The following is a 26,709-nucleotide window of genomic DNA, read 5'->3' on the forward strand; positions in this document are numbered from 1 at the left end:
CCCACAACTTTTCTTACATCAAAATTTTAAACCGATGAAAAAACTATCTGCGTTATTGTCTACCGCCGCTATTTGCATGCTGGCCGCCGCCCCTGCCTTTGCGCAGGGTATCAAAATGCCGGCCCCCAGCCCCACGCAAACCATCAAGCAAGACTTTGCCCTGTCTGCCGTGGAAGTGACCTACTCCCGCCCTGCCATGAAAGACCGCACCATTATGGGAGACCTGGTGCCTTATGGCAAGCTGTGGCGCACCGGCGCCAACGCGGCCACCCGCATCAAGTTCGGGGAAGACGTAAAGCTGAACGGCACCGCCATTCCCCAGGGTGAGTACGTATTGTACACTATTCCCAACCAGGGCGGCTGGGAAATTGTGATCAACAAAGGCCTGAAAAACTGGGGTGTTGACGGGTACAAGCAGGAAGAAGACGTGGCCCGTTTCAAGGCTGAAGCGCAGGAGCTGCCCTTCCCCATCCAGTCTTTCATGATCCTGTTTGAGGACGTACGCCCCAGCGCTATGACCATGATGCTGATGTGGGACAAAACCCTTGTGCCCATTGAAATTACAGCAGACATAGACGGCAAGGTGATGGCCCAGATAGACGAAGCCATGAAAACGGACAAAAAGCCGTACTTCCAGGCCGCAGCCTATTATTTTGAAACCAACCGCGATCTGAAAACCGCGCTGGGCTGGGCAGACGCCGCCACCAAAGAAAACCCCAAAGCCTTCTGGATCTATCACCTGAAAGCCAAGATCCAGGCCAAAGCGGGTGACAAGGCCGGCGCCAAAGCCACCGCAGAGCAGTCTATTTCCCTCGCCAAAGAAGCCAAGAACGCTGATTATGTGGCATTGAACGAGAAATTGATAGCTACGCTGTAAGCGTGAACACCTGATACTGAAAGAGGCTGACCGGCAATGTAGCCGTCAGCCTCTTTCTTTTTTAGCGTTCTTTTATGGCAAGCGCTGCCACGGGCTTTCCCGCCTGGGTCACTTCCCTGCAGTTGCTTTGGCCCCGTTAAGGTTTTCCGCCTGCTGGTACACCCAGGCCAGCACCATCACCAGCAAACAACCTATCACGTTGAGCCAGAGGAAAGAGACAATATTAACGAGGTAAATAACCACCACCAGTATTTCCGCCAGCACGGCGCCCCAGAAAGTGGCGTTGCCTTTCACTTTCTTCATCGTAAAGGCCACCACAAAAATGCCCAGTATGGTACCATAAAACAGGGAGCCCAGTATGTTCACCGCTTCAATGAGGCTGCCCATGCCGGTGGCAAACTGGGCCACGGCAATGCTGAAAACGCCCCATATCAGCGTCCAGATCTTGGACATGCGCAGGTATTGCGCTTCCGTGGCATCCGGGTTCACCATGCGTTTGTATACGTCTACCATGGTGGTAGAGGCCAGCGAGTTGAGGGCGGCGGCAATGCTGCCCCAGGAGGCCAGGAAAATGATGGCTATGAGCAGGCCCACCAGCCCTTTCGGCAGGTTGTTCACCACAAAATGGAGAAATACATAGTTGGTGTCATTGGTTTCCGCGCCGGGCGCCACCTGTTTAATGAGCACGTTGGCAGAGTCACGCACCAGGTCTGCCTCTCCCTCGGTATTTTTCAGCTGCTGCTGCGCCTGGTCGATGATATGATCGTCTTTTGTCTGCAGCGCGGCCGCCAGCGCTTTTACATGGCCCTGCTTCACTACGGTCAGGGAATCAAACCGGTTTTCCAGCTCCTGCATCTGCGGCGCATAAGCGGAGTTGTGCACCCGGTTCAGCAGGCCCTGGTTGAAGTTGATAGGCGCCCTGAAATACAGGTAGAAAACAAATACCAGCGCCCCTATCAGCATGATGAGGAACTGCATGGGCACTTTCACCAGCCCGTTCATCAGCAGGCCCATACGGCTTTCCGTAAGGGTTTTGGCAGTGAGGTAACGCCCTACCTGGCTCTGGTCTGTTCCGAAGTATGACAGCGCCAGGAAGAAACCGCCGATTACCCCGCTCCAGATGTTGTACCGGTCCGTCCAGCTGAAATCCGTGACGATCACGTTCAGCTTGCCCATTTTGCCGGCCACGTGCAGGGCTTCGGAAAACCCGATGTCTGCCGGCAGCAGGTGCATCACCATCCAGCCCGCCAGGAACATGCCTGAAAATATGATGGCCAGCTGTAGTGACTGGGTGTAAGATACCGCCTTGGTACCGCCGTACATGGTATAGATGATGAGCAGGCCGCCCATGAAAATATTGGTGTAATAAATGTTCCAGCCCAGCAGGGAGGACAGGATGATAGACGGCGCGTAAATGCTGATGCCGGTAGAAAGCCCGCGCTGTATCAGGAAGAGGAAAGACGTAAGCGTGCGCGTTTTCAGGTCGAACCGCTGCTCCAGGTATTCATAGGCCGTATACACCTTGAGCCGGTGAAAGATGGGCACAAAAGCGATGCAGATCACTATCATGGCCAGCGGCAGGCCAAAGTAATATTGTACAAACCGCATACCGTCTGTATAGGCCTGGCCGGGAGCGGATAAAAAGGTGATGGCGCTGGCCTGGGTGCCAATGATAGACAGCAGGATGATGTACCAGGGCATGGCGCGGTTGCCCAGGAAATAACTGTCCAGGTCTTTTTGTCCGCGGCTTTTCCATACACCGTACAGGATAATTGCGAGTAACGTGAAAATGAGTACGATCCAGTCCTGAAGGCTCATGAATAGTGTTTAGTGAACAAATAGAAAAAAACGATCAGCGCTGCCAGAAATCCCCCTACCACCCAATACCAGGCGGCCCAGCGGGAAAACAGCGGCGGTTTTTCCTGTGGTGAATTTTCCATATCAGTTTCTTTTAGACAACAGGCCTCCGCTCAGCAAGCCCAGCGCCAGCCCAATCAGGAGGCCGATGTGCACGCGTTTGATCATAAACCCGATGATCAGCCCCAGTATGATGCAGAGGCCCGCGGAGATGTTGATCCTTTTATTTCTGTCAGACATAGTCAATAATAAATTAGTTGCCCGGTTTTGATATCAGGTTCACAAATAACCGGTACGCCCCCGGTACGCCCGCCGGTAACTGGCGGAAGAACGAGAGGCCTGTGTACACATATTTTCCTTTGCCGTAAGGCGCAATGATTGTTGAATTGCTGAGGGCGCGCTCACGCGGGTCGTTCATTTCGAACGGCTTTTTGTAAGCGGCGTCTGTATTGCCGGGGAAATAAAGTCCCCGCTCCTGCACCCAGCCGTCAAAGTCTGCAGCGGAGATCTTATTGGGATGGCTGTAGAGACTGTTTTGCGGCAGCAGGAATTTCACGGGGGCGGTCTCGTCCGTTACCCGGTCTCTGGAAAGACTGAAGGGATAAGGCCCCAGCTGGTCTGTTACCAGGCCGCCATTGGTATTGTACTGCACCACCAGCACCCCGCCGTTCTTCACATACTCCAGCAGGCGGGGCTGCCAGTAACGCAGGCGGGGCTGCGTGTTGTAGGCGCGTACGCCGGTAATGATGGCATCGTACTCTTTGAGGGAGCCGTTCATGATCTCTTTTTCATCCAGCATGGTGACCATATAACCTACCTGCCGCAGCGCCTCGGGCACCTTGTCTCCCGCGCCGGGAATGTAACCCAGCCGGCGGCCGTTATGCTGCAGGTCTACCGTTACCAGCCGCGCAGCGGCCGGCGGGAAAATAGTGATGGAAGGAATATGATCATACTGGATGGTTGTCATACTGTTCGTGTATTCTTTCCCGTTGGCCTCCACCGCTACCGTCATGGTATCGGTAATATTACGCCCGTTCATTTTCACGGGCTGCACCTGGAAGTTTACTTCCGTTTCATCTCCTTTGCCGGCCAGCGTGTACGGGATGGCGGTTTTATCTGCCTTGAAACCCGGTGGCAGCAAGAGTTTTACACTGCCTTTCACATTGTCTTTCATGGCGCGCACCTTTACCGGTACGGTTTGCGGAGCGGCCTGCGTATACACGTATACCTGGTTGTTGAGCGAGGCCACAGCTGGGGGGGCAATTACCAGCGGGCGGTACACTTCGCCTTTTACCGGGTCTGTATACTTGTAAATGAAAGGCCGGGCAACAGGTATCACCTGGTCTCCCACTTGCAGATAAAAGGTAGCGGTCAGCGCCGGCAGGTTTTCCGGGTGGCCCACCCAGGCGGGGTCTGCAATGTTGTACATGCCGATGGGGTGTGGCGTTTGCAGCCAGTAAGGCTGTGAAATACCGGTGTTTTCCGGTACAGGCACATCTTGCGGTATGTTGATGAACTGGTTGAACGCCAGCTCACGTGCTGACGAAGTGCTCTCCTTGCCGTTGATGCTGATCTTCTGCAGGCGCACGGGCACTTTGCTGCGGTTAATGAGCTGCAGCTTGCTGCTCATGGTTTCACCAGGCACAACCTCCGCCATATCACTGAAAGCTTCGGCCCAAACGCCGGCGCAGGCCAGTATGAGCTGGTCTGTTTCACGAAGCTTCTGGTTTTTCCAGTATCCTTCCGGCAGCGCGGATATCTGCTTGCGGATGGCCAGCAGTGCGGGTACGGACGCTGAAGGATCTTCTACGTTGTATTGTTCAAGCGCTTTGCTGATGGCCGTACCAATGGCGTTGCCGCCGGCCACGCGTTGCCAGGTGGCGTCAATACCGTCCAGCAGCCCGGTTTGCGGGGGGCCGCCTTTGATGGTGACAAAATATTCCATGGAGGTACCGCGGGAAGAGGGTACGCCGAAGCCCTGGCTTTTGTGCTGCGAGCGGCTTTCTGCGGCTATTTCGCCAAAGCCCTTGCCCAGCAGCGCATTGTAGGCGCCTACGTCCATTTTGAACTGGTCTTCCGCGGTGGTGTTGTTGCCGCCAAAATTGAAGGTGTTCCAGAGAATGCGTTTGGCCTGCCAGGGTTTTACGCTGGCCAGCTGCTCAGGGTATTGCTGCGGGTCTGCCGCCGCGTCAAAGGCTTCGGCGGCCAGCATGGCGGAGGCGGTGTGGTGGCCGTGGCCGGCGCGACTGTCTGCCGGGAACCGGCAAATGATCACGTCCGGCTGAAAGTTGCGGATCACCCACACCACGTCTCCCAATATTTTTTTACGGTCCCAGATGGTAAATGTTTCTTCCGGGTTTTTGGAGAAGCCGAAATCGTTGGCACGGGTAAAGAACTGCTCGGCCCCGTCTATGCGGCGGGCTGCCAGCAGCTCCTGGGTGCGGATGAGGCCCAGCTGCTCCGCCTGCTCGTTGCCGATGAGGTTTTGCCCGCCGTCTCCGCGGGTGAGTGAGAGGTAACCGGTGCGGTAAAGGCTTTCTTTGGCCAGGAAGCCCAGCAGCCGCGTGTTTTCATCATCAGGGTGAGCGGCAATGTACAGCACGCTGCCCAGCGTATTCAGCTTCTTCAGCTGCAGTTTGATTTCAGCGGCATGCAGCGGAGCGGCAGTTTGCGCGCGCAGCTGGCTGGCAAAGAGTAATAATGCGGCCATCAGCCAACCTGTAGATCGGATGTTCAACATGAAATAGTTACCGGTTTTTTATCAAGTTTTCAAAAATAGGCATTTAAAGCGGCAAAAGGTTACCGCTGATGGATTTGTAAAGGGAAGATCAATTGAATTTCTGGCCACCGGACGGGCGCGTGCAGTTGTAATCCTTACCTGAAAAGCCTTTACGCCTCATGGCCCGGCAGCAGCGAAAGCGGTTTTCGACAGCCGCATCCTCACTTTTTGAACATAAAATACACCGCGCCCAGCAGCAGCGAAAAAGATATCAGGTAATTCCACCGCAGCGGCTCTTTCAGGAACATCACGGCAAACACGCAGAAGATGGTGAGCGTGATCACTTCCTGTATCATTTTCAGCTGAAAGCCGTTAAACCCGTCCAGGTAACCAAAGCGGTTAGCCGGCACCATGAAACAGTATTCAAAAAATGCAACCGCCCAGCTCAGCAATACCACTTTCCACAGCGGCACATTGGTATTTCTCAGATGCCCGTACCAGGCATAGGTCATAAAGATGTTGGATACCAACAATAATAAAATGGTTCGCATGCCCTAAACTAATCAATTTTGACTATTGTTCTGTAGCGGACGGAAGATGACCGGTTTTGAACATAATATAATTATATTAAATTTATTTCAAACTGAGTAACAAATTCTGAATACCTGGCACCGGCTTTGAAAAAGCTTGCCTAAATTGCCCGCATGCTGCGTAATTACCTTCTGATCGCCTACCGCAATATAGTTAAGCACAAGCTGTTCACCTTCATCAATATATTCGGCCTTGCCCTGAGCATGACGGTATGTATGATGGTGATCAACAACACGGTGAAAGACCTCAGCTATGATCACTTCCACCCCCATCCTGACCGTACTTACCGTTTGCTGACGGAACTGCGCAACCCGCAGGGTGAAAGTTTCCGGATGGCCAGCTCTCCCCTTCCGCTGGAGCAGGCGGTAGCGGCAGAAAACAGCATAGTGACAGACGTAGCGCGCATTTACCCCGCATTCAAGGGCAAAGCCACCGGAGATGACAAGGAGCTGTATGTGAACGGCGCTTTCACTTCTCCGGCTTTCTTCAGGGTATTCGGGTTCACGCTGGCCCGCGGCAATGCCGCCACGGCCCTTCAGCAGCCCAACAGCGTGGTACTGAGCCACGACATGGCGCAGCGTTTTTTCGGCAATACCAATCCCGTTGGCAAAGTATTGTCTATGGGCGCGCTGGGCAGCTACCAGGTAACCGGTGTGCTGAGCCCCCGCCTAAACCGCTCCCACATAGAATTTGACGCCTTTGCTTCAGATGCCGCCATTGCGCAGCTTGAAAAATCGAAAGTGCTGAAGGAAGCATTGCAGCAATGGAACTCTTACATGGACGCCTATACGTACGTGCTGCTGCAGCCGCAGGTGAAACCTGCCGTGCTGGAAGCGTCCCTGGCGCAGCTGGCGCGCGGCCTGTATAAAGACCCATCTCAAGGCACCATCAGCTTTCCCATACAGGCGCTGGAGCGCATCACGCCCTCCTGGGACGATACATACAATAACCTCGGCAGCGGCACCACCTGGGGGAAAATGATGGCCGCCATTGGCGTTGGCCTTATTGTGCTGGTATCTGCCTGTTTCAACTATACCAACCTTTCCATAGCCCGCTCGCTCACCCGCGCGCGGGAAGTGGGCATCCGGAAAGTATCCGGCGCCACGCGCCTGCAGGTGTTCGGGCAATATATACTGGAAGCCGTGCTCACCTCCCTGCTGGCCCTGGGCGTGGCTGCCGTGCTGCTGCGGCTCATCCGGCAGGTGAACCTCTTCAATCACCAGCCGGACAGTTACCCGCCGGCCGTCTCCCTCTGGCAGATGGGCCTCATACTGCTGGCCTTCAGCCTGTTTACCGGCCTGCTGGCGGGCAGCCTGCCGGCGTGGATACTCTCGGCCTTCAACCCTTCGCAGGTGCTGAAAAGCATGCCTTCTTACCGCTTGTTCGGCAGAATGAACCTGCGCAAGGGGCTGATCATTTTCCAGCTGTCACTTTCCTTGCTGATCACCATTGCGCTGTTTACCATGTACCGGCAGTTTGCTTTCATGGCCACGGCTGACCCTGGTTTCCGTGCAGATAACATCCTGACCATAGATCTGCAGGGCCATCCCCCTGACCTGCTTAAACAGGAGCTGACGGCGCTTTCCGGTGTGGAAGCGGTTGCGGCCACATCCGGCAACTTTGGCCGGTTCAGGGGCAGCCGCATGGCCCTGGCCGCCAGCCGCGTAGACAAACCCCAGCAGTTCAGCTACTACAATGCGGACGCCGCGTTCATACCCATGCTGGGCCTGCAGCTGGCGGCGGGAGAAAACTTTGCGCCGCAGCAGCAAACAGCGCAGCTGCTGCTGAATGAAGCGGCCGCCCTGGCGCTGGGTTTCAAATCAGCACAGGATGCCGTGGGGCGCATGGTTTGGCTCAACGATTCTGTGCAGGCGCCCGTGCGCGGGGTGTTGAAAGATTTTCATTATGAAAACATGGGCGTGCGCATTGCGCCATTGGTGTTCCGCTCAACGGGAGAAGATTACAGCCTGCTCAACCTGCAGGTGAATACAGGTAACCGCGCGCAGTTGATGCAGCAGGTAGCCGCTGCCTGGCAAAAGCTTTACCCCGGCGCGCCGGTGAAAGCAACGTGGCTGAAAGATGCCCTGTATGAAGACCAGATGAACTGGGGAGATATTTCCTTCCTCGGTTACCTGGCGGCCATGACCATTGTGATTGCCGCTATGGGGCTGCTGGCGCTGGTGATATACACCAACTGGCTGCGTAAAAAGGAAATAGGTGTGCGCAAGGTGATGGGCGCAGATGTAAAAAGCCTGGTGCTGCTGCTGTCTAAAGGGTTCATGTCACTCATTCTGATATCCGGCTGTATTGCCCTGCCCATCGGCTACCTGGCCAGCCGCCTTTTTCTGCAGAACTTTGCTTTGCGGGTAAATTTTGGCCTCGGCAGCATATTGGCGTGTTTCGGCCTGCTGATGGCTATTGCCATGCTCACCATTGTATCTCAAACCTGGCGGGCGGCCAATGCCAACCCGGTAGAAAGTTTGAAAAACGATTAGTCTCTCCCATGTATAACAAAGGCGCCGCCGGAATGCCGGGGCGCCTTTCTGTATTGTATTCGTAGTAGTGCCTAATCTTCTTTCCTGGCCAGCAGGTACAGCACCGCCATGCGGGTAGCCACGCCGTTCTCCACCTGGTCAAGGATGATAGACTGGCCGGAGTCTGCCACATCGGAGCTTAATTCTACCCCGCGGTTAATAGGCCCGGGGTGCATGATCACGATCTCTTTCTGCAGGCTGTCCAGCAGCTGCCGGTTCACCCCGTATGCCAGCGAATACTCGCGCAGGGAAGAGAACAGCGGCATGTTCTGCCTTTCCAGCTGTATGCGCAGAATGTTGGCCACATCACACCAGTTCAGCGCTTCCCGGATGTTGTACGTTACGTTCACGCCCAGGGCCTCTGAAATATATTTCGGGATGAGCGTGGGCGGGCCGGCCACGGTTACTTCCGCGCCCAGCTTCTTCAGGCAGTAGATATTGGAAAGCGCTACGCGGGAATGCATGATGTCTCCGCAGATGGCTACCTTCTTGCCTTCCACGCTGCCCAGCCTTTCACGGATGGAATATGCGTCAAGCAAAGCCTGTGTGGGATGTTCATTGATGCCGTCTCCGGCGTTCACAATGGGTACGTTGATGTGTTTGCTGAGAAAATGCGGCGCGCCCGTGGCAGAATGCCGCATCACCACCAGGTCTACCTTCATGGAGAGGATGTTGTTGACCGTGTCTATCAGCGTTTCCCCCTTTGATACGGAAGAGCCTGAAGCGGAGAAGTTCACCACATCAGCGCCCAGCCGCTTTTCCGCCAGTTCAAATGAAATGCGGGTACGGGTGGAGTTCTCAAAAAATACATTAACGATGGTGGTATCCCGCAGGGAAGGGACCTTCTTGATGGGCCTTTGTAAAACGTCCTTAAATTGATCGGCTGTTTTGAAAATGAGCTCTATATCCGAACGCTTCAGATCGCGTATACCTAACAGATGTTTAGCAGACAGTGACATTCTAGGATGCAAATATAAATGAATTAGGCAATCAATACAACTTCGTCTTTCCCGTCACGCTCCTTCCAGAGCACCTTCACCTTTTCCGTGATGATGGCGTCTATGGTGCGGCCGGTATAGGTAGGCTGAATGGGCAGCTCGCGACTGAAGCGCCGGTCTATCAGCACCAGCAGCTCTACGGTAGCCGGCCTGCCAAAGTCAAGCATGGCGTCCATAGCGGAGCGGATGGTACGGCCGGTGTACAGCACATCGTCTACCAGCACCACGTGTTTGTTCTCTATGGAAAAATCGATATCCGTTTCATTGGGCGTATGAAAGCCTTTGCCGCTTTTGTAATCATCCCGGTAAAAGGTGATGTCAAGCTTCCCGTAAGGTACCTGTACGCCCGGCAGCAGCGTTTGCAGCTGGTGATAGATCCTGTCTGACAAATAAATGCCCCGGGGTTGCAGGCCAATCAGCACGGTGTTGGTAAACTGCGGGTGATTTTCTATCAGCTGGTGACTCAGCCGGTCGATGGTGATTGCTAATTGCCGATCCGTCAAAATAGATTTCAAAACAAACTGGATTTTAGATGCTCAAAAATAAGGATTAAAGGGGCAGAATAAAAAAGGAAAGATAAACGGGCAGCATAACACGTATATACCATTAACATAATATTAAGGAACGGCGGTATTGAAATTGCGCATTTCAGCGCGTTAACTAAAACATTCGTTTTATGAAAAAAAGTTACCTGACGCTTGCCTTTACGGCAACCATGCTTACCCTTTGTGCTTCTCCCCTGTTGGCCCAGGAAGCACCGAAAGAAAAAAAGTTTTTTGTTGGTACCGGGTTTAATTTCTCGAGCCAGAAAAGCCAGAATTTTATATGGGACGGCAGCGGCATTCCCACAGGCAGGATAGAAAGAAATACTTCCACCTGGGGTATTTCCCCGCAGTTCGGCTGGTTTCTCCGGCCCAATTTTGCCATTGGCGTGGAAGCCAGTTACTACAGTTCGACTACTCTCGAAGAAGACAAGCCTTTCAAAGCCTGGAGCGCCGGCCCGTTTGTCCGCTACATTATTCCTTTATGGAAAACCCGGTTGGGCGTCTTTAATGATGCCGTGATCAGGTACGGCGGCTCCAAGAATTATGTTTTCAACGCCAACCACTTCTACCTTTCAAAAATGCGGACGGCGGAAGTGGCCTACAGGCCGGGACTGCAGTTCGGACTGAGGCATAACATCAACCTGCTGGCCTCGCTCGGCCCCTTGCTTAGTTATACCTATTCCGAACACAAACAGCATATCCTGGACGTGCCTGGCATAGCCGAAACAAAGAGCACCACGCACAACGTGGGTATCAGCAACACGTTCGACTTTGACAACCTCACCATCGGCGTCAATTTCCTCTTTTAACATTTTGATGTGGTACAGCTTTTGTAGCTTTGATACAGATCATATTTTACGGACCATGAAAATCTTCCATACCATGCTGCTCACATTGGCAATATTCGGTTTTGGCGCTACCGCCAAGGGACAGCTCACCACCGGCTCCAAAGTGCCTGATTTTGAATTGAAAGACCAGGACGGGCATAACTTCAAGTTATCTTCCGCACTGGCCAAAGGCCCTGTGGTAGTCTATTTTTATCCGAAAGACGATACGCCCGGCTGTACAAAAGAAGCCTGCTCTTTCCGGGACTCTTTTGAAGGGTTCAAAGATGCGGGCGCGCAGGTAGTAGGCATCAGCGCAGATGATGTAGCCTCCCACAAAAAGTTTGCGGAGAAATACAAACTGCCGTTCACCCTGCTGGCCGATACGGATAATAAAGTGCGCAAGCTCTTCGGGGTGCCCAAAACCATGATGCTGCCGGGGCGTGTTACGTATGTGCTGGACAGGAACGGTGTCATCGTACACCAGTTCAACTCCCTCACCCAGGCTACACAGCACGTGGAGGAAGCCATGGCAGCCATCAAAAAGCTGTAATGCAATACATCATAAAATGACAAAGCCGGTCTCCAGTGAGGCCGGCTTTGCTGTTGAATGTATTTACTACTAAGCTTCCTGTAAGAACGGGTAACGGTAATCTGTAGGCGGTACCAGCGTTTCCTTTACTGTTCTGGCGCTCAGCCAGCGGTAAAGGTTCAGCTGTGAACCGGCCTTGTCATTAGTACCGGAGGCACGGGCGCCGCCGAAGGGCTGCTGCCCTACTACTGCGCCGGTGGGCTTGTCGTTGATGTAGAAATTGCCTGCCGCGTTCACCAGCTTGCGGGTAGCCAGCTCAATAGCGTAGCGGTCTTGCGCAATGATGGAGCCGGTGAGGGCGTACGTGCTGGTACGGTCTACCAGCTCCAGCGTTTCTTCATACTGTGCTGCATCGTAGGTGTAGACAGTAAGCACGGGCCCGAAGATCTCTTCGCACATGGTCACGTAGTTCGGGTCTGTGGTCTCTATCACCGTAGGCTCAATGAAGTAACCGGCAGATTTATCGTAGTTGCCGCCGGCAATGATCCTGGCGGCGGGGTCTTTCTTCGCGTTGTCTATATACTTTGCGATCTTGTCGAAAGAGCGCTCGTCTATCACGGCGTTGATGAAGTTGGAGAAATCTTCCGTGGTGCCCATCTTCATGGTTTTCAGCGTGGCAGCCAGTTTGGTCTTGACGTCTGCTGCAATGTTGCCGGGCAGGTACGCGCGGGAAGCGGCGGAGCACTTCTGGCCCTGGAACTCGAAAGCGCCGCGGGCAAGGGCGGTTACCACTGTATCTACATCGGCAGACTGGTGCACCATCACAAAATCCTTACCGCCTGTTTCCCCTACAATGCGGGGATAGGTTTTGTATTTCGCAATGTTGTTGCCGATGGTTTTCCACATGGTCTGGAACACGCCGGTAGAGCCGGTGAAGTGGATGCCCGCAAAGTCAGGATGCGCAAAACAAACGTCGCCAATGAGGGGGCCGTCTGCATACACGAGGTTGATCACCCCGTCCGGCAGGCCGGCTTCTATCAGCACTTTCATGAAGAAGCTGGCGTGGTACACCTGTGTGTTGGCCGGTTTCCATACCACCACGTTGCCGCACATAGCGGCGGAAGTGGGCAGGTTACCGCCTATAGCGGAAAAGTTGAAAGGCGTTACGGCCAGTACAAAACCTTCCAGCGGGCGGTACTCCAGGCGGTTGTGAACCCCGGGGGAGCTAACGGGCTGCTGCCGGTAAATTTCGGTGAGGTAGTGTACATTGAAACGAAGGAAATCTATCAGCTCGCAGGCGCTGTCTATTTCTGCCTGGTAGGCGTTTTTGCTCTGCCCCAGCATGGTGGCCGCATTGGTATGCGCGCGGTATTTGGTGGCCAGCAGTTCCGCGGCTTTCAGGAAAACGGCCGCGCGCTGCTCCCAGGGCGTGTCTGCCCATTGCCGGCGCGCCGCCAGCGCAGCGTTGATAGCGTCTGTTACATGGCTGGCGTCTCCCTGGTGGAAATGGCCCAGCTTGTGTTTGATCTCGTGCGGGGGGCGAATGTCTACGGTTTTGCCGGTACGTACTTCCTTGCCGCCGATGTACATGGGAATGTCCATCTCCTGCGCCTTGAAAGCAGCCAGCTGTTTTTTGAGTGCCGCCCTTTCGGGGGAGCCGGGGGCGAAGCTCATAACCGGTTCATTGCTTGGTGCTGCAAAGTCAAAATAAGCATTGTGCATGGCTTAGATTGTTGTTGTTTCGTGATTCAATATGGTTCTTGCGGCTGATGGTTGGTGATCAGCTTTTTTCTTCTTCTTTCTGCATCATCAGGTAAGCCTTGATGAAGCCGTCCAGTTCTCCGTCCATAACAGGTTGTACGTTGCCCACTTCGTATTCGGTGCGGTGGTCTTTGATCATTTTGTAAGGATGGAACACGTAGGAACGGATCTGCGAGCCCCATTCAATTTTGCGTTTGTTAGCATTGCTGGCGTTCTTCAGCTCTTCCCGCTTGCGAAGCTCTTCTTCGTACAAACGGCTTTTCAGCATGGCCAGGGCCTTTGTTCTGTTCTCTCCCTGGGTACGGGCCTGCTGGCATTCAATGATGATGCCGGAGGGAATATGTTTCAGGCGTACCGCGGTCTCAACCTTGTTCACGTTCTGCCCGCCCTTGCCGCCGGAACGGTAAAATTCCCATTCCAGGTCTGCCGGGTTCACCTCTACTTCAATGGTGTCATCTATCAGCGGGTATACAAATACGGAAGCAAAGGAAGTATGCCTGCGCGCGTTGGAGTCAAACGGTGAAATGCGCACCAGCCGGTGAACGCCGCTTTCCGCTTTCAGCAGGCCATAGGCAAACTCGCCGTCAAATTCCAGCGTGGCGGATTTGATGCCTGCGCCGTCTCCGTACTGCACGTCTATTTCGCTCACTTTCCAGCCCTGCTTTTCCCCGTACATGCGGTACATGCGCAGCAGCATCTCGGCCCAGTCCTGGCTTTCGGTGCCGCCGGCGCCGGAGTTGATGGTGAGCACGGCCGGCATCTCGTCTTCCGGCTGGTTCAGGGTGCTTTTGAATTCAAGCCCGTCCAGCTCGTCCAGCGCATGCTGGTAGGCCGCGTTCACTTCTTCTTCCGTGGCTTCCCCTTCTTTCTGGAACTCCAGCAGCACGGCGCTGTCTTCAATAGCCGTACGTACCTGTTCGTAAAGGTCTACCCAGAACTTGTTTACCTTGATTTCCTTGAGAATGGCCGTAGCCCTTTCGTTATCGTCCCAGAAGCCGGGCGCGAGGGTCATCTGCCGGTCGTTTTCTATTTTATCTATACGGTCCCGGACGTTAAAGAAAACCTCCCAGGACATACAGACGGTCCCTTATATCTTTCAGTTGTTCTATTGTCATAAGTGCGCAAAGATAATCCTTTATTAACGAATTATGAAACGTGTTTGCGCCCGCTAATGCCCTCATTTTTAAGGTGTAAATCAGGGCAGACGGGCAGTTTGGAAAGGTTTTTGTTAATGAAATGCAAATAAAACAACCACATGGAAACCCGGAGAAGCATTCCCCATTACCGGCAGCAGGCTTCTTTCAACCTGATAGGCTTGCTGGTAGTGCTTGGCGTGAACGTGATGGCCAATACCGGCGCGCTGAACGGTCGCACCACCGGCGAAGTTTCCGCCCTGTACCCCAATCTCTTCACCCCCGCCGGTGTTACTTTTTCCATCTGGGGCGTAATTTACCTGGGCCTCCTGGCCTTTACCAGCTACCAGTTGTGGCTGGCCTTTTCACGCGGCCACCTGCCGGAGCTGGAAGCCTTTCACATACGTATGAAAGGCTGGTTCCTGCTCAACTGCCTGGGGAATGCTTCCTGGCTTTTTGCCTGGCATTACAATGCCATATGGCTGTCTGTGCTGCTCATGCTGTTTATTCTCTACACCCTGGTGATCATTCACCGCAATTTCCGCATTGCCCATCCCGGCGCGGGCCTGCGGGAAAAACTGTTCATCCACGTTCCTTTCGGTCTTTATTTCGGATGGATCAGCGTGGCCACCCTGGCCAACATTTCCGCCTGGGTGGCGGCCGCCGGCTGGAACCGCATCTCCCCCGTTGCCTGGGCGCTGGCCATGATGACCATCGGCACGCTGGTGGCCCTGTTCATGATATTCCGCTTCAACAATGTTTATTTCGGGCTGGCCAACCTCTGGGCCTTTTACGGCATTGTGCTGAAAAGAGAGGCCGAAGGCGGCAGGGAATCAGCGCCCATAGTAGCCGCCGCCACCATCATTATTGCCGTGCTGGCACTGGCGCTGCTATTGCAAATACTGCGCAGGCGCAGGCCGGTGGGTTGAATATCCCGCATTACTGTGTATTTTTACCCTTCATTACATAATCAGATCGTATGCTCCCTACAGTACAACCAACTGCTACCAAAGCCTGGCAACAGTTAGAAGCCCATGCGGCAGACATGAAAAAAACGCACATGCGCACGCTTTTTGCGGCAGACCCTAAACGTTTTGCGTCTTTTTCCCTCCAGTTTGAAAATATCCTCTTCGATTATTCCAAAAACATCATCAATGCAGACACCATGCGGCTGCTGCAAGGCCTGGCGGAAGAATGCAAGGTGGATGAGGCTATAAAGGCCATGTTCGGCGCTGAAAAGATCAATGCCACGGAGCATCGCGCCGTACTGCATACCGCATTGCGCAACCGCTCCAGCCAGCCGGTGCTGCTGGACGGGAAAGATGTGATGCCGGAAGTGAACGCCGTGCTCCGCCAGATGGAAGACTGCTGTGCCCGCATACACAACGGCGAGTGGAGGGGCTTTTCGGGTAAGCGTATCCGTTATATTGTCAACATCGGCATCGGCGGCTCAGACCTGGGGCCGGTGATGGTCACGGAAGCCCTTCGCCCCTACTGGGTAGAAGGCATCCAGCCGTACTTTGTATCCAACGTAGACGGCACCCATATTGCCGAAACGCTGAAAAAAGTAACACCAGACGAAACGCTGTTCCTCATTGCCTCCAAAACCTTCACCACGCAGGAAACCATGACCAACGCGCATACCGCGCGCAGCTGGTTCCTGGAGAACGGCGGTAAGGAAAAAGATATCGCGCTGCATTTTGCCGCGCTCTCTACCAACGAAAAAGCGGTGACCGCCTTCGGCATCAATCCCAAAAACATGTTCGCTTTCTGGGACTGGGTAGGCGGCCGTTATTCCCTGTGGTCTGCCATCGGCCTGTCTATCGCCCTCACCATCGGCTACAAAAACTTTGAAGCCTTGCTGGCCGGCGCGCATGCTACAGACGTGCATTTCAGGGAAACGCCCTTCGCCGCCAACATCCCCGTTATCATGGCCCTCATAGGCCTGTGGTACGGTAACTTTTTTGATGCGGATTCCGAAGCCATCCTCCCGTATGATCAGTACATGCACCGCTTTGCCGCCTACTTCCAGCAAGGCAACATGGAGAGCAACGGCAAGTATACAGACAGAACGGGGGAGCCTGTGAGCTACCAGACCGGCCCCATTGTTTGGGGAGAGCCCGGCACCAACGGCCAGCATGCGTTTTACCAGCTGATACACCAGGGTACTAAAATGATACCCTGCGATTTTATTGCGCCTGCCATCAGCCACAACCCCATTGGAGATCATCATCCCAAACTGCTGTCTAACTTTTTTGCGCAGACAGAAGCGCTCATGAACGGCAAAACGGCGGATGAAGTGAGGGCGGAAGGCACGCCGGAAGAGCTGGTGCCCTTCAAGGTGTTTACCGGCAACCGGCCTACCAATTCCTTCCTGCTGAAACAGGTAACGCCGCATACGCTGGGCGCCCTCATTGCCATGTATGAGCACAAGATATTTGTACAGGGCGTGATCTGGAATATTTACAGCTTTGACCAGTGGGGCGTTGAGCTGGGAAAACAGCTGGCCAACCGCATTTTGCCGGAGCTGGCAGACAATACGCCGGTAAGCTCTCACGATGCTTCTACCAACGGGCTTATTAACGCTTACAAACAATTGCGGAAATAATACGCACCGCTAAAGGCGGTTTAAGCGGGAAACTGTTCAGCTGAATGGTTTCCCGTTTTTTATGGGCAGTTTCCGGCAATAAAAAACCCCCGGTGCGGCCGGAGGTTTTAATAATCTTATCGTTGACAGGGAGAAGATTTACCATTTGTCTACATCCTCACCGGAGGGGGCGGGCGCTTCAGCTTCTGCTTCAGCAGCTACCTGTGCGCGGGGTGCAGCAGCAGATGCTTCTACGCTAAAGCTTTCACCGTCCTGCTCGTCATCACGGCTTTCAGAGTAGTCATGGTTGTAGGCATCAAAGTCGAAATCGGGCATCAATTCTGTTTTTACATAATTGATAGTTTCGGTTAAAGCATTCAGGAACTTGTTAAAGTCTTCTTTGTACAGGAATACTTTGTGCCTGTCGTAACCGTTATCGTTGAAACGTTTTTTACTTTCGGTGATAGTCAAAAAGTAATCGTTCCCCCGGGTCGTTTTTACATCAAAGAAATAAGTTCTTCTTTTGCCCGCTTTCAATCTCTTGGAAAAGATGCTGTCGTTGTTTCTTTCCTGTTGATTGTTGTTTTCGTACGCCACAGTTGATAGATTTAAGTGTTAACGAATCAAATCCTGTTTGAATGATCAATAATCAACAAATATACTATTGTTTTACAAATATCAAAATAATTTTAAATGATTTTGAAAAATCATCTTATATTTCGCGGAATCCTTGATGGAAGCGCATTACAACCCAATGAAAATTACCCGTTTACACTTTCCTCCTCCCCTGTTTGCTGACGTGCGTACAGCTCTGCGTAATAACCATTCCTTGACAATAATTCTTCATGTGTACCGCTCTCAGCCATGCCTCCTTCGTCCAGTACAATGATCTTGTCAAACGAGAACAGCGAAAAGATGCGGTGCGTGATGATAATGGCTGTTTTATTTTCCAGGTAGGCATACAGGTTGCCTATGATCTCTTTTTCCGTACGGGCGTCTACGGCAGACAGGCAGTCGTCAAACACCATGATGTTGGGATTGCGGATCAGCGCGCGGGCAATGGATACACGCTGTTTCTGGCCGCCGCTGAGGGTTACGCCACGCTCCCCTACTACGGTTGAAAAACCTTCGGGAAACTGCAGGATGTCTTTTTCTACAGATGCTTGCCGTGCGGCTGCCTGTACGGCTGCTTCATCTGCCCCCGGCTCGCCAAAACGGATGTTGTTGCTGATGGTGTCAGAGAACAGGAACACGTCTTGCGGCACATAGCTGATCTGGTTGCGGAGGCTGGCCAGCTTCATCTGGCGGATGTCTGTACCGTCTATCAATATGCTGCCTTCCTGCGGGTCAAACATGCGTATCAGCAATTGCGCCAGGGTGGTTTTACCGGAGCCCGTTCTGCCAATGATAGCCACTTTCTCTCCGGGTTTGATATGCAGGTTGAAATTACGCAGCGCTTGTATGCCGGTATGGGTATAGGTGAATGATACGTTGGAAAAGCGGACGTCCCCTTTTAGCTCGGGCGCCTGCGCATCCGGCGCATCCTTGATCTGCGGCTTTTCATCCAGGAACTCGTTGATGCGTTGCTGGGAGGCCGCGGCACGCTGTATCATGGAGGCTACCCAGCCTATGGAGAAGAACGGGAAGGTGAGCATGTTCACATACAGCACAAATTCCGCCAGGTTGCCGATGGTGATGTTGCCGTTGATCACCTGCATGCCGCCAATAAAAATGGTGAGTATCACGCTGAGGCCTATCATCAGCGCCATGGCCGGCTGGTACATGGCGTCGGTTTTGGCTAGGCTGATGGAGCTGTGTTTGTACGCCTCGCTGGCTTCTTCAAAGTGCTGCGCGCTGGGCGCTTCCTGCACGTAAGATTTGATCACCCTGATGCCGGAATAGTTTTCCTGTGCAACAGAAGTGATGTTAGAGAGCTGCGCCTGTATGCGCTCGCTTTTTTTATGGATCACGGCGTTCACAAAATAAATGGTGAGCGCCAGCAAAGGCAGCGGGGATAAAGTGTAGAGCGTAAGCGTGGGGTTCACGTTCCACATCAGCCAGATGATCATCACCATCATGATCACTGTACGGGTGGCATACATCAGCGCCGGGCCCACGTACATGCGCACACGGGAAACGTCTTCCGTAATGCGGCTCATCATGTCTCCCGTGCGGTTCAGTTTGAAGAACGTAAGGTCAAGCCGCTGGTATTGCTGGAATATTTCGTTCTTGAGATCGTACTCAATATACCGGCTCATCACAATGAGCGTTTGCCTTTGCAGGAACATAAAGAAACCGCTCAGCAAGGCCAGGCCCAGTATGGAAAGGCCGTAGAAGGCCAGCGTTTTGGTAAAACCGCCCCTGAACAAGGATTTCAGGCCGGTATCGCTGATCATCTGGTAGTTTTTCAGGTTGGCTTCCAGCAGGTCAAATATCTGCCGCACCATAATGGGTTGAAAAACGCTGAACACAATGGATACGGCGGTGAACAGCATGCCCAGTAAAAAACGCCATTTATATTTTACAAAATACTTGTTTAAAGCTGCCAGGTGTTTCATTTGTATTCAGAGTCTTTGGAATAGTCAATGCTACACAAATGTAGGCATTGCTATGCATTTCGGGCATCTTTCAGCAAACCCTTTCCGCGCAGGAATAAACGGAAGCCTCTTCTTTTCATGGAAATAGCGCGCTGGTATTGCTGGCCGGCGGATTTATGGCGACTGTAAGCCGCAAATATCATCGGCGCGGTGAGCGTGCCCAGCATTTCTTCCTTGTTTTCCTTGTTCACCACCGGCAGGGAGCTGAGGCCGTAGCGGCTCATGAGCTGCATGGCCAGCGTCAACGGGCTGCCGGGGTATACATAGAGCGTCTGGAAGCCGCGCGGCTGCACGGCAGCTAGCTTCTGCATCACTTCTTCCACCTTCATATGCTGCAGTACGTCCGGCTCATAAGCATCAGGCGTATGAATGCCGCGGCGGTGGATCTTCTCCGTCATGATCGTATTTTTCATGAGGAAGAAGGAGATGAAGTAAGAGCTGGTACAGGCGCCCAGCAAAGGCAGCAATCCATGCGGCTGCATGGTGCATTCAAAAGCGAACACAATGGCGGTGAGCAGTGCCCGTGCGGAGCCGGCAAACATGGCGGCCATGCCTATCAGGGCGCAGGTAGGCAAATGCAGCCCGCTCTGCGGGAAATAATGCAGCACCAGCATGCCCAGCCCGGTACCGCAGGCGCCGCCAATGGTGAGCAGCGGCGCCAGCGTGCCGCCGGAAGTGCCGCTGCCCAGGGATACAGACCAGGAGATGAACTTCATGAAACACAAGCCCAGCACCAATTGTAAAGGCACCGAACCGGTCAGCAGCTCTGTGATGTTGTTATACCCTACGCCCAGCGTATAAGGTGCAAAATAACCGGTAACACCCACCGCCACGGCGCCCAGGGCCGGCCACCACATCCAGTGGATGGGCAGTTTTTCAAACAGGTCTTCAATAAAATAAACACTTTTGGATACCAGCGCCGCCAGCACGCCTATGATGGCCCCCAGGCCAACATACCACAGCATTTGCCGGTAACCCGGCGCCGGTACTTCGGCCATCGGGAACACGGGGCCGGAACCGAATAACAGGTAATGCATGGCCGCGCCCGTGGCACAGGCCAGGGCTACGGGTATAATGGAACGCGGCGAGAATTCAAACAGCAACAGCTCAATGGCCAGCAGCACCGCCGCCACCGGCGTGCCAAAAATAGCCGCCATACCGGCCGTAGCGCCCGCTGTGAGCATCACTTTCCTTTCCTGCGGCGTAATGCGCATGATCTGCCCCGCCAGGGAGCCGAAAGCCCCGCCGGTAGCAATAATGGGCCCTTCTGCCCCAAACGGCCCGCCGGTACCTATAGAAATGGCGGCTGAGAGGGGTTTGAGCCAGGTAATGATGGGTTTGATGCGGCTCTCGTTGGTAAGCACCTGTTCCATAGCTTCAGGAATGCCGTGGCCGCGGATAGCGGCAGAACCGGTGCGCGCCATCAGGCCTATGATAATGCCGCCCAATACCGGCACCGCTATTACCCAGGCGCCCAGCTGGTTGCCCGCCGGCCCGTGCTCCGCAAAGGAGAACTGGCCGTAAAAAGATATATTCGTGATCAGGTTGATCAGCGCTACCAGGCCGCGGGCGATGAACCCGATAATGATGGCATTCAGCACCACCTGCACGCTCAGAAAAAATACCCGGATGGAAACCGGCGAGCCGGAAGGCTCCGCCGGTTGGTCAAATTCGGTCTCCAGGGAAGGGGAAATAGCGATAGATTCGTCTTTCATGTTGCAAAAGTATAGCTTATGCAATACTTTCGTATGGAAATTTATAAAACAACAGTGAAAATATATTGTATAAACAATGATTTCTGATCATCCCCACTGTTTTCTCTGCAAGCACAGCCTGCCGGAGTGGTACGACGCAATTGCGGCGCGGGCTGAAATAGTCTCCTTCAAAAGAGGCCAGGTGCTTTTTACAGAGGGAGAACCGGCCACGCACTTTTATTTCCTGCACAGCGGCACCATCAAGGTGCACAAACAATGGGGAGAAGCTAAAGACCTCATCATTAAATTTGCAGCGCCCGGAGACGTGCTGGGCCACCGCGGCATGGGCAAGGAACAGCATTTCCCCGTTACCGCCACCGCCCTGGAAGCCGGCAGCGCCTGCTGCATCACCACGGAGTTCTTTCTCTCCAGCCTCAAAGTGAACAATGGCCTGGCCATCAGCATGATGATGCTGTATGCCGGAGAGCTGCAGGAAGCGGAGCACAAAATGCGCAATATGGTACACATGGACGTGAAAGGCCGCATTGCGGAGGCACTGCTCACTATCCGCACCATTTTCGGTACGGATGCAGACGGGAACATCAATAACCTGCTCACCAAACAGGATATTGCCTCTTATGCGGGCACCACTTATGAAACGCTTTTCAAAGTATTGAATGAATGGGGGCAGGAAGGGATTGTGGCTGTGGCCGGCAAGGATATCAGGATTGTGAAGGAGAAGAAATTGAGGGGGTTTATTTTGTATTGAGAGATGATAATTAATAGTCGTTAACTATTACTGTAAGAACCGATAAATTTTGTTAATTGCGATAGTCGACTGTCGCAATTAACGTTAATTACGACAGTCGACTATCGCAATTAACAGTTTATGATATTTTAAGGATCCTGGCGTACTGACGATGACCAGGAACCGGATTTTCCTGATGAAAACAAAAAAAGGAGCGGGTCACCCCGCTCCTTTCATATTACAAACTCTTCAACGTATCCACTATCTTCTTCTCCGCATCCGCCGGTGACACATCTTCTTTTTTGAATTGCTGCCCCGTGATGTTCTCGAACAGCTCAATGTACCGGTTGCTCACGCTTTCAATAAACGCATCTGTCATTTCCGGTACCTGCTGGCCTTCTTTGCCCTGGAAGCCGTTTTCCATCAGCCACTCGCGCACAAACTCCTTGCTCAGCTGTTTCTGCGGCTCGCCTGCTTTCTGTTTTTCTTCGTAGCCTTCGGCGTAGAAGAAGCGGCTGGAGTCAGGCGTGTGTATTTCGTCTATCAGGTAAATGGTATCGCCTATTTTGCCGAACTCATATTTGGTGTCTACCAGTATGAGACCGCGTTTGGCCGCCAGCTCGCGCCCGCGTTCAAACAGCGCCAGGGTGTATTTTTCCAGTTTTTCGTAGTCTTCCTTGCTTACCAGGCCCTGGGCAATAATTTCCTCGCGGGAAATGTCTTCGTCGTGCCCCTCATGCGCTTTGGTAGTGGGAGTAATGATGGGTGAAGGGAAATAATCGTTCTCCTTCAGGCCTTCAGGCAGCGCCACGCCGCACAGCTCCCGCTTGCCGCTCTTGTAGGTGCGCCAGGCATGGCCGGTCAGGTTGCCGCGTACTACCATTTCGACGGGGAAGGTCTCACATTTCAGACCTACCGTAGCGTTGGGCAGCGGAACGGATTTTACCCAGTTGGGCACAATGTCTTTGGTAGCGTCCAGCATAATGGCCGCAATCTGGTTCAATACCTGTCCCTTATAAGGGATGGGACGGGGCAAAACCACGTCAAAGGCGGAAATGCGGTCGCTCACGAACATTACCATCCATTTGTCTTCAATGGTGTACACATCCCGTACCTTACCTTTATAAAAGGCTGTCTGATTGGGAAACTTAAATGTAGACTCTAACATGCCGGATTATTTTTTTATTTTTTCAGTGCTGCAAAAATAGTCCTCCACAACGTAATTTTGAAAACGAATTTATGGAAACACCGGAAAGGCCGTATCAGCCTATTGATTGCAACTATTATGACCGCCTGGAAGCCTGGGCCACCATGCAAACCCTCTGTGTGATAGCCTTTACGGACGGCCAGGGGCACCGGCAGGAAGTGAGCGCCCGCATCCGTAACCTCTACACGCTGAACAAGGCAGAATTTTTGCAGCTGGACAATGGCCTGGTGCTGCGGCTGGACAGCCTCCTGTCTGTTAACGGCATTCCCGTGCCCGGCGTTTGTTGATTAAACCTTTTTTACATGTTGTTAAGCGAAGAAATGTTCCTCCGCCTGCTGGTAGCCATGGTAGCGGGTTTTTTACTGGGCTTTGAGCGGGAAGTGCAGCGCAAGGCGGCCGGTATCCGCACTATAGCCCTCATCTGTACCAGCTCCGCCCTCTTTACCATTGTGGGCAGCCACATGCCGGGCACTACGGGAGACCGGGTGGCCTCCAATATTCTCACGGGGGTAGGTTTCATCGGCGCCGGTGTTATTTTCAGGGGCGGCTTCACCATAGACGGTATTACCACCGCCGCCACTATCTGGATGTCTGCCGCCATAGGCATGGCCATCGGTATCGGAGCGTACGCGCTGGCGGGTACTGCTGTTTTGATCACGCTCCTGGTATTGTGGGGACTGTCTTTCGTGGAGAATGTCATCAACCGCCGCCGTGACAGGAAGTATTATGCCATTAAATACCAGGAGGCTGCCATGAGCACCCCGGAGCTTGAAGAGCTGTTTGCCCGTTACTGCAGTTCCGTAAAAAAAATATCCACTACCCGCGTAGAGACCGGCCTGCTGGAGGGCAAGTATGAAGTGACGGGTACCATGCCCAGGATGGAACTGCTGAACAACCTGCTGCTGCAGCAGGGCGCCATTACCCAATTTGAAGTGGAGCTGGCCAAGTAACGGGCCTATTTTTTCTTCAACGTCATCAGCACTACTCCCGCAATTACAATAGCAGAGCCGGTGAGCGACTGGGCAGACAACTGCTCGTCCAGTATCAGCCAGCCCAGGAAAATAGCCACCACGGGGTTTACGTACGCATAAGTAGAAGTGAGCTGCGGCGGGGCGTTGTTCACCAGCCAGCTATAAGCCGTAAAGCCCACCAGGGAGCCGAACAGCACCAGGTAAACCACCGCGCTCCAGGTACGGAGCGTCATTTCCCCGAATTGATGCCAGTTATCCAGCTCCAGGCAAAGGCTCAATATCAGGCCCACCACCATGCCGGCCAGCATTTGTATGCCGGAGGCGGTCATTTGCTTAGGCATGTTCATGCGGGGAGACAGCAGCGAGCCCAGCGCCCAGGCCACGGAACCCAGCGTGAGCAGCGGAATGGGCCAGAGCGGAATGCTGCGGTTGGTGGTAGGGCCGGCGGTGAGCAGGTGGAAAGGGTCAAAAATATAGAAGAGGCCGGCAAAGCCGAGAAAGAGCCCCCAAAGCGTGAGAGCCTGCGGTTTCTTCCTGCTGAAAAAAGCCCAGTCCAGCGAAATGAACCAGGCCGGCAGCGCTGCAATGAACAGGGCCACCATGCCGGAGGGCATTACGGTAACGGCCAATGCTACACTGGAATTGCCGATGCCGATCAGCAATACGCCAACAATGGCGGCATTCATCCACTGGCGCGCACTGGGCCTTTCTTTTTCCTGCCACAGCCCGTATGCCAGCATAATGCTGCCGGCCAGTATAAAGCGCAGGGTGGTCAACAGGAAAGGCGGCAATATTTCAGCGCCTATCTTCATGCCCAGGAAGGTAGACCCCCAAAGGATGTATACCAGGCCCAGGGCCAGTATCAAAGTAGACTTGTTGGTGCTGCGCTGCATGGTTTCGTGTGGCGGTTATTCAACAAAGAGCCGCAAGGTAAGCGCTTTTTATTTCATATACACTTCAATAGTGGCGTTGGTGGGCCGGCGCGGCGCCAGAAAGCTGTCTACCTGGCGGTAGTGCTGCTTCAGATCATCGCGCAGGGCAAAGGGGAAGAAATTGTTCAGCGTGGGGGCATATTCATACAGCACTATATCATACTCTTTCCGGGCAATCCTGCCCTTGTACTCCTCCAGCTGCCGGTTAAACATGCCTACGCCCAGGTGATGCCAGAGGGGAATGTTGCGGCCTATTTCCTCCTTGTAGCCAATACTGTGTTTAAGGGGCGTTAATTCAGTGAGGTTCAATACGTTCAGTTCCTTCCCTTTTGTTTTCACTTCCGGCAGGGCCATCAACCGGTCTATGCCCTGTACCGTGGAGGGCGGCATGTAGATCTTTTTGAACGCCGGCAGGCTGGAGAAGATCCATTCAGAGGTAGGCACGTCTGTGGTATCTGTATGCAGCATGAAATTATTGCGGGAGATCACGTTCTCTCCGCCTTCCACAGTGGCCACAGGCGGAGGCAGAATGCGGCTCAGGACGCGGTCTACATACTTGTAGAACGCGCCAGACCACCAGAGCCCTACCAGCACTACGCCGGCCAGGAAAGGCCGGAAGCTGTCCGTTTTGAGCTGCAGCAGCTGGCTGAGCTGTGTGAAAATAAAAGCAAAGGCAAAGGCGTGGAAAAAGATGTTATTGTCCGGCGGGGTGTAGCTGGTTACCTGGAAGAGGCTGGCTTCCACAATAATGCCGATGGTGAGCAGGATGAACATCATTTTCCGGCTGTCTGCCCAGAGGGCCTTTACATCCCGCAACGCAGGGGCAATCAGCAGCAATACCATTACCAGGTAAAACTTCAGCCATTGTGAAGCCACCAGGAACTCGTCTATAATATCTTTTACAGACAGGCGGGAGTTGTGCGGCGGCTGGCCGTGGTTGAACCAGTAGCCGAAGCCGTAGGGCACAAACGGCAATATAAAGGCAAGCGCCACTACCAGGTAGCTGCCCAGGAACACTGCCAGCTCCTGCCAGCGTTTGTGCCGCAGGCTGTGGTAGCCCAGCAGGGCCAGGCAAAGCAGCATGGCCAGCCCGCCCCCGTCCTGTTTGGTGAAAAAGCTCAGGAAGGTGAAAAATGCCGCTCCGAAAATAGCCGCCCAGCGCCATTTACCGCCGTTGAGGCCAATCAGCAGCAAGGCCAGGCCCGCCAGCTGGTAAATGATCACGGTATTATTGTACCAGGGCCAGAAGTTAGGGAAAGAATAAGACAGTACGAACACCAGCACGGCCAGCACTCTTACGCCAACGGGCACGCCTACACTCTTCATGATGGAACGGAAAGAAAAGCCGCCCATGATATTCAGCAGCACCTGCGCTTTCACCAGGGATACCAGGTAAGGCCCGAACAGTTTGAAGAAAAGCGCCGGCATCAGCCAGTAACCAAAACCCAGCGGGGTGCCGAAGTCGCGGTAAGGCAGCTGTCCTTCAGACAGGCGGTATGCGCCCTCCCACGATAAAAAGATGTTTACACGGTAAGGGAAAGTGGCAAATAACGGTACAAGAGCAAGGCCGATAATCAAAATACATTCAATAATCGTGGCTCT

General features: G+C 53.5%; 24 protein-coding genes. 9 read left to right on the forward strand and 15 right to left on the reverse strand.

Features of this window, described 5'->3' with window-relative positions; genetic code table 11:
• Positions 1–34: 34 nt before the first annotated feature.
• Positions 35–877 (forward strand): DUF2911 domain-containing protein, encoded by an 843-nt coding sequence (locus ABDW36_RS17090; RefSeq protein ID WP_343703142.1) that lies wholly within the window; start codon positions 35–37, stop codon positions 875–877.
• 108 nt (positions 878–985) lie between these two features.
• Here the strand turns inward: ABDW36_RS17090 and ABDW36_RS17095 are convergent, their stop codons facing one another.
• The 5 genes from ABDW36_RS17095 to ABDW36_RS17115 all read right to left on the reverse strand — a co-directional run bounded on the left by ABDW36_RS17095 (position 986) and on the right by ABDW36_RS17115 (position 6,004).
• Positions 986–2,695: a sodium:solute symporter gene (locus tag ABDW36_RS17095; RefSeq protein WP_343703143.1), complete on the reverse strand. Its 1,710-nt coding sequence runs from the start codon at positions 2,693–2,695 to the stop codon at positions 986–988.
• Complete coding sequence (locus tag ABDW36_RS17100) at positions 2,692–2,817, reverse strand: hypothetical protein (protein ID WP_262697066.1); 126 nt, start codon at positions 2,815–2,817, stop codon at positions 2,692–2,694. Before ABDW36_RS17100 ends, ABDW36_RS17095 begins: the two co-directional genes overlap by 4 nt.
• Before the next feature lies 1 nt (position 2,818).
• Positions 2,819–2,974, reverse strand: a complete 156-nt coding sequence (locus tag ABDW36_RS17105) for a hypothetical protein (RefSeq protein ID WP_198674136.1) — start codon at positions 2,972–2,974, stop codon at positions 2,819–2,821.
• 13 nt (positions 2,975–2,987) lie between these two features.
• Positions 2,988–5,474 (reverse strand): PIG-L family deacetylase, encoded by a 2,487-nt coding sequence (locus tag ABDW36_RS17110; protein WP_343703144.1) that lies wholly within the window; start codon positions 5,472–5,474, stop codon positions 2,988–2,990.
• A 200-nt stretch (positions 5,475–5,674) separates the two neighbouring features.
• The gene (locus ABDW36_RS17115; RefSeq protein ID WP_343703145.1) at positions 5,675–6,004 is read right to left on the reverse strand and encodes a DMT family protein; all 330 of its coding nucleotides are present in this window, start codon (positions 6,002–6,004) and stop codon (positions 5,675–5,677) included.
• A gap of 153 nt (positions 6,005–6,157) precedes the next feature.
• Between ABDW36_RS17115 and ABDW36_RS17120 the strand changes: the two genes are divergently transcribed.
• Positions 6,158–8,539 carry an ABC transporter permease gene (locus ABDW36_RS17120; protein ID WP_343703146.1) on the forward strand — a complete coding sequence of 794 codons (2,382 nt, stop codon included), beginning with the start codon at positions 6,158–6,160 and terminating at the stop codon, positions 8,537–8,539.
• A gap of 71 nt (positions 8,540–8,610) precedes the next feature.
• Here ABDW36_RS17120 and ABDW36_RS17125 read toward each other — a convergent pair whose 3' ends face one another.
• Positions 8,611–9,537, reverse strand: a complete 927-nt coding sequence (locus ABDW36_RS17125) for an aspartate carbamoyltransferase catalytic subunit (RefSeq protein WP_343703147.1) — start codon at positions 9,535–9,537, stop codon at positions 8,611–8,613.
• Positions 9,538–9,560: 23 nt separating this feature from the next.
• Positions 9,561–10,091 (reverse strand): bifunctional pyr operon transcriptional regulator/uracil phosphoribosyltransferase PyrR, encoded by a 531-nt coding sequence (pyrR, locus tag ABDW36_RS17130; RefSeq protein WP_119080818.1) that lies wholly within the window; start codon positions 10,089–10,091, stop codon positions 9,561–9,563.
• Positions 10,092–10,252: 161 nt separating this feature from the next.
• Here pyrR and ABDW36_RS17135 point away from each other — a divergent pair, with 161 nt between their 5' ends.
• Both ABDW36_RS17135 and ABDW36_RS17140 read left to right on the forward strand, forming a co-directional pair.
• Positions 10,253–10,930 (forward strand): hypothetical protein, encoded by a 678-nt coding sequence (locus ABDW36_RS17135; RefSeq protein WP_343703148.1) that lies wholly within the window; start codon positions 10,253–10,255, stop codon positions 10,928–10,930.
• 55 nt (positions 10,931–10,985) lie between these two features.
• A complete protein-coding gene (locus tag ABDW36_RS17140) occupies positions 10,986–11,498 on the forward strand; it encodes a peroxiredoxin (protein WP_343703149.1) in 513 nt (170 codons plus the stop codon).
• Positions 11,499–11,567: 69 nt separating this feature from the next.
• On the opposite strand, the gene pruA is transcribed toward ABDW36_RS17140, so the two are convergent.
• Entirely contained in the window at positions 11,568–13,199 is a 1,632-nt protein-coding gene (pruA, locus tag ABDW36_RS17145) for an L-glutamate gamma-semialdehyde dehydrogenase (RefSeq protein ID WP_343703150.1), read from the reverse strand.
• Between the two features lie 58 nt (positions 13,200–13,257).
• Positions 13,258–14,353 (reverse strand): peptide chain release factor 2 gene (gene prfB, locus ABDW36_RS17150; RefSeq protein WP_343703151.1). Its coding sequence is split into 2 segments (ribosomal slippage): positions 13,258–14,292 and positions 14,294–14,353, totalling 1,095 coding nucleotides; the frame shifts between segments, so codons are not numbered across the junction.
• Between the two features lie 140 nt (positions 14,354–14,493).
• Between prfB and ABDW36_RS17155 the strand changes: the two genes are divergently transcribed.
• Both ABDW36_RS17155 and pgi read left to right on the forward strand, forming a co-directional pair.
• Complete coding sequence (locus ABDW36_RS17155; protein ID WP_343703152.1) at positions 14,494–15,300, forward strand: hypothetical protein; 807 nt, start codon at positions 14,494–14,496, stop codon at positions 15,298–15,300.
• A gap of 50 nt (positions 15,301–15,350) precedes the next feature.
• On the forward strand, positions 15,351–16,979 hold the full coding sequence (gene pgi / locus ABDW36_RS17160) for a glucose-6-phosphate isomerase (protein ID WP_343703153.1): 1,629 nt from the start codon (positions 15,351–15,353) through the stop codon (positions 16,977–16,979).
• Between the two features lie 138 nt (positions 16,980–17,117).
• Here pgi and ABDW36_RS17165 read toward each other — a convergent pair whose 3' ends face one another.
• The 3 genes from ABDW36_RS17165 to ABDW36_RS17175 form a co-directional block, all read right to left on the reverse strand.
• Entirely contained in the window at positions 17,118–17,555 is a 438-nt protein-coding gene (locus ABDW36_RS17165) for a DUF3276 family protein (protein WP_343703154.1), read from the reverse strand.
• A 164-nt stretch (positions 17,556–17,719) separates the two neighbouring features.
• Positions 17,720–19,516 carry an ABC transporter ATP-binding protein gene (locus ABDW36_RS17170; RefSeq protein WP_343703155.1) on the reverse strand — a complete coding sequence of 599 codons (1,797 nt, stop codon included), beginning with the start codon at positions 19,514–19,516 and terminating at the stop codon, positions 17,720–17,722.
• Positions 19,517–19,566: 50 nt separating this feature from the next.
• Positions 19,567–21,270 (reverse strand): chloride channel protein, encoded by a 1,704-nt coding sequence (locus tag ABDW36_RS17175; RefSeq protein WP_343703156.1) that lies wholly within the window; start codon positions 21,268–21,270, stop codon positions 19,567–19,569.
• A gap of 76 nt (positions 21,271–21,346) precedes the next feature.
• Between ABDW36_RS17175 and ABDW36_RS17180 the strand changes: the two genes are divergently transcribed.
• Complete coding sequence (locus tag ABDW36_RS17180) at positions 21,347–22,018, forward strand: Crp/Fnr family transcriptional regulator (RefSeq protein ID WP_343703157.1); 672 nt, start codon at positions 21,347–21,349, stop codon at positions 22,016–22,018.
• Positions 22,019–22,235: 217 nt separating this feature from the next.
• Here ABDW36_RS17180 and ABDW36_RS17185 read toward each other — a convergent pair whose 3' ends face one another.
• On the reverse strand, positions 22,236–23,165 hold the full coding sequence (locus ABDW36_RS17185) for a phosphoribosylaminoimidazolesuccinocarboxamide synthase (RefSeq protein ID WP_343703158.1): 930 nt from the start codon (positions 23,163–23,165) through the stop codon (positions 22,236–22,238).
• A 71-nt stretch (positions 23,166–23,236) separates the two neighbouring features.
• Between ABDW36_RS17185 and ABDW36_RS17190 the strand changes: the two genes are divergently transcribed.
• Positions 23,237–23,491, forward strand: a complete 255-nt coding sequence (locus ABDW36_RS17190; RefSeq protein ID WP_343703159.1) for a hypothetical protein — start codon at positions 23,237–23,239, stop codon at positions 23,489–23,491.
• A gap of 15 nt (positions 23,492–23,506) precedes the next feature.
• Complete coding sequence (locus ABDW36_RS17195) at positions 23,507–24,154, forward strand: MgtC/SapB family protein (RefSeq protein WP_343703160.1); 648 nt, start codon at positions 23,507–23,509, stop codon at positions 24,152–24,154.
• A gap of 5 nt (positions 24,155–24,159) precedes the next feature.
• Here the strand turns inward: ABDW36_RS17195 and ABDW36_RS17200 are convergent, their stop codons facing one another.
• On the reverse strand, positions 24,160–25,068 hold the full coding sequence (locus ABDW36_RS17200; RefSeq protein WP_343703161.1) for an EamA family transporter: 909 nt from the start codon (positions 25,066–25,068) through the stop codon (positions 24,160–24,162).
• 48 nt (positions 25,069–25,116) lie between these two features.
• A complete protein-coding gene (locus tag ABDW36_RS17205) occupies positions 25,117–26,685 on the reverse strand; it encodes a hypothetical protein (RefSeq protein WP_343703162.1) in 1,569 nt (522 codons plus the stop codon).
• Positions 26,686–26,709 lie beyond the last annotated feature (24 nt).

Origin of the sequence: Chitinophaga sp. (assembly GCF_039596455.1) — a bacterium.
Classification (GTDB): Bacteria; Bacteroidota; Bacteroidia; order Chitinophagales; family Chitinophagaceae; genus Chitinophaga.

Excerpts from the sequence above, each read along its gene's own strand:
- ABDW36_RS17120 (WP_343703146.1), top strand. The coding sequence starts at position 6,158 with ATGCTGCGTAATTACCTTCTGATCGCCTACCGCAATATAGTTAAGCAC.
- ABDW36_RS17135 (WP_343703148.1), top strand. The coding sequence starts at position 10,253 with ATGAAAAAAAGTTACCTGACGCTTGCCTTTACGGCAACCATGCTTACC.
- ABDW36_RS17170 (WP_343703155.1), bottom strand. The coding sequence starts at position 19,516 with ATGAAACACCTGGCAGCTTTAAACAAGTATTTTGTAAAATATAAATGG.
- ABDW36_RS17190 (WP_343703159.1), top strand. The coding sequence starts at position 23,237 with ATGGAAACACCGGAAAGGCCGTATCAGCCTATTGATTGCAACTATTAT.
- ABDW36_RS17090 (WP_343703142.1), top strand. The coding sequence starts at position 35 with ATGAAAAAACTATCTGCGTTATTGTCTACCGCCGCTATTTGCATGCTG.
- ABDW36_RS17115 (WP_343703145.1), bottom strand. The coding sequence starts at position 6,004 with ATGCGAACCATTTTATTATTGTTGGTATCCAACATCTTTATGACCTAT.
- ABDW36_RS17175 (WP_343703156.1), bottom strand. The coding sequence starts at position 21,270 with ATGAAAGACGAATCTATCGCTATTTCCCCTTCCCTGGAGACCGAATTT.
- ABDW36_RS17100 (WP_262697066.1), bottom strand. The coding sequence starts at position 2,817 with ATGGAAAATTCACCACAGGAAAAACCGCCGCTGTTTTCCCGCTGGGCC.
- pruA (WP_343703150.1), bottom strand. The coding sequence starts at position 13,199 with ATGCACAATGCTTATTTTGACTTTGCAGCACCAAGCAATGAACCGGTT.
- ABDW36_RS17180 (WP_343703157.1), top strand. The coding sequence starts at position 21,347 with ATGATTTCTGATCATCCCCACTGTTTTCTCTGCAAGCACAGCCTGCCG.
- ABDW36_RS17105 (WP_198674136.1), bottom strand. The coding sequence starts at position 2,974 with ATGTCTGACAGAAATAAAAGGATCAACATCTCCGCGGGCCTCTGCATC.
- ABDW36_RS17095 (WP_343703143.1), bottom strand. The coding sequence starts at position 2,695 with ATGAGCCTTCAGGACTGGATCGTACTCATTTTCACGTTACTCGCAATT.
- ABDW36_RS17185 (WP_343703158.1), bottom strand. The coding sequence starts at position 23,165 with ATGTTAGAGTCTACATTTAAGTTTCCCAATCAGACAGCCTTTTATAAA.
- ABDW36_RS17125 (WP_343703147.1), bottom strand. The coding sequence starts at position 9,537 with ATGTCACTGTCTGCTAAACATCTGTTAGGTATACGCGATCTGAAGCGT.
- ABDW36_RS17200 (WP_343703161.1), bottom strand. The coding sequence starts at position 25,068 with ATGCAGCGCAGCACCAACAAGTCTACTTTGATACTGGCCCTGGGCCTG.
- ABDW36_RS17140 (WP_343703149.1), top strand. The coding sequence starts at position 10,986 with ATGAAAATCTTCCATACCATGCTGCTCACATTGGCAATATTCGGTTTT.
- ABDW36_RS17195 (WP_343703160.1), top strand. The coding sequence starts at position 23,507 with ATGTTGTTAAGCGAAGAAATGTTCCTCCGCCTGCTGGTAGCCATGGTA.
- pgi (WP_343703153.1), top strand. The coding sequence starts at position 15,351 with ATGCTCCCTACAGTACAACCAACTGCTACCAAAGCCTGGCAACAGTTA.
- ABDW36_RS17110 (WP_343703144.1), bottom strand. The coding sequence starts at position 5,474 with ATGTTGAACATCCGATCTACAGGTTGGCTGATGGCCGCATTATTACTC.
- ABDW36_RS17155 (WP_343703152.1), top strand. The coding sequence starts at position 14,494 with ATGGAAACCCGGAGAAGCATTCCCCATTACCGGCAGCAGGCTTCTTTC.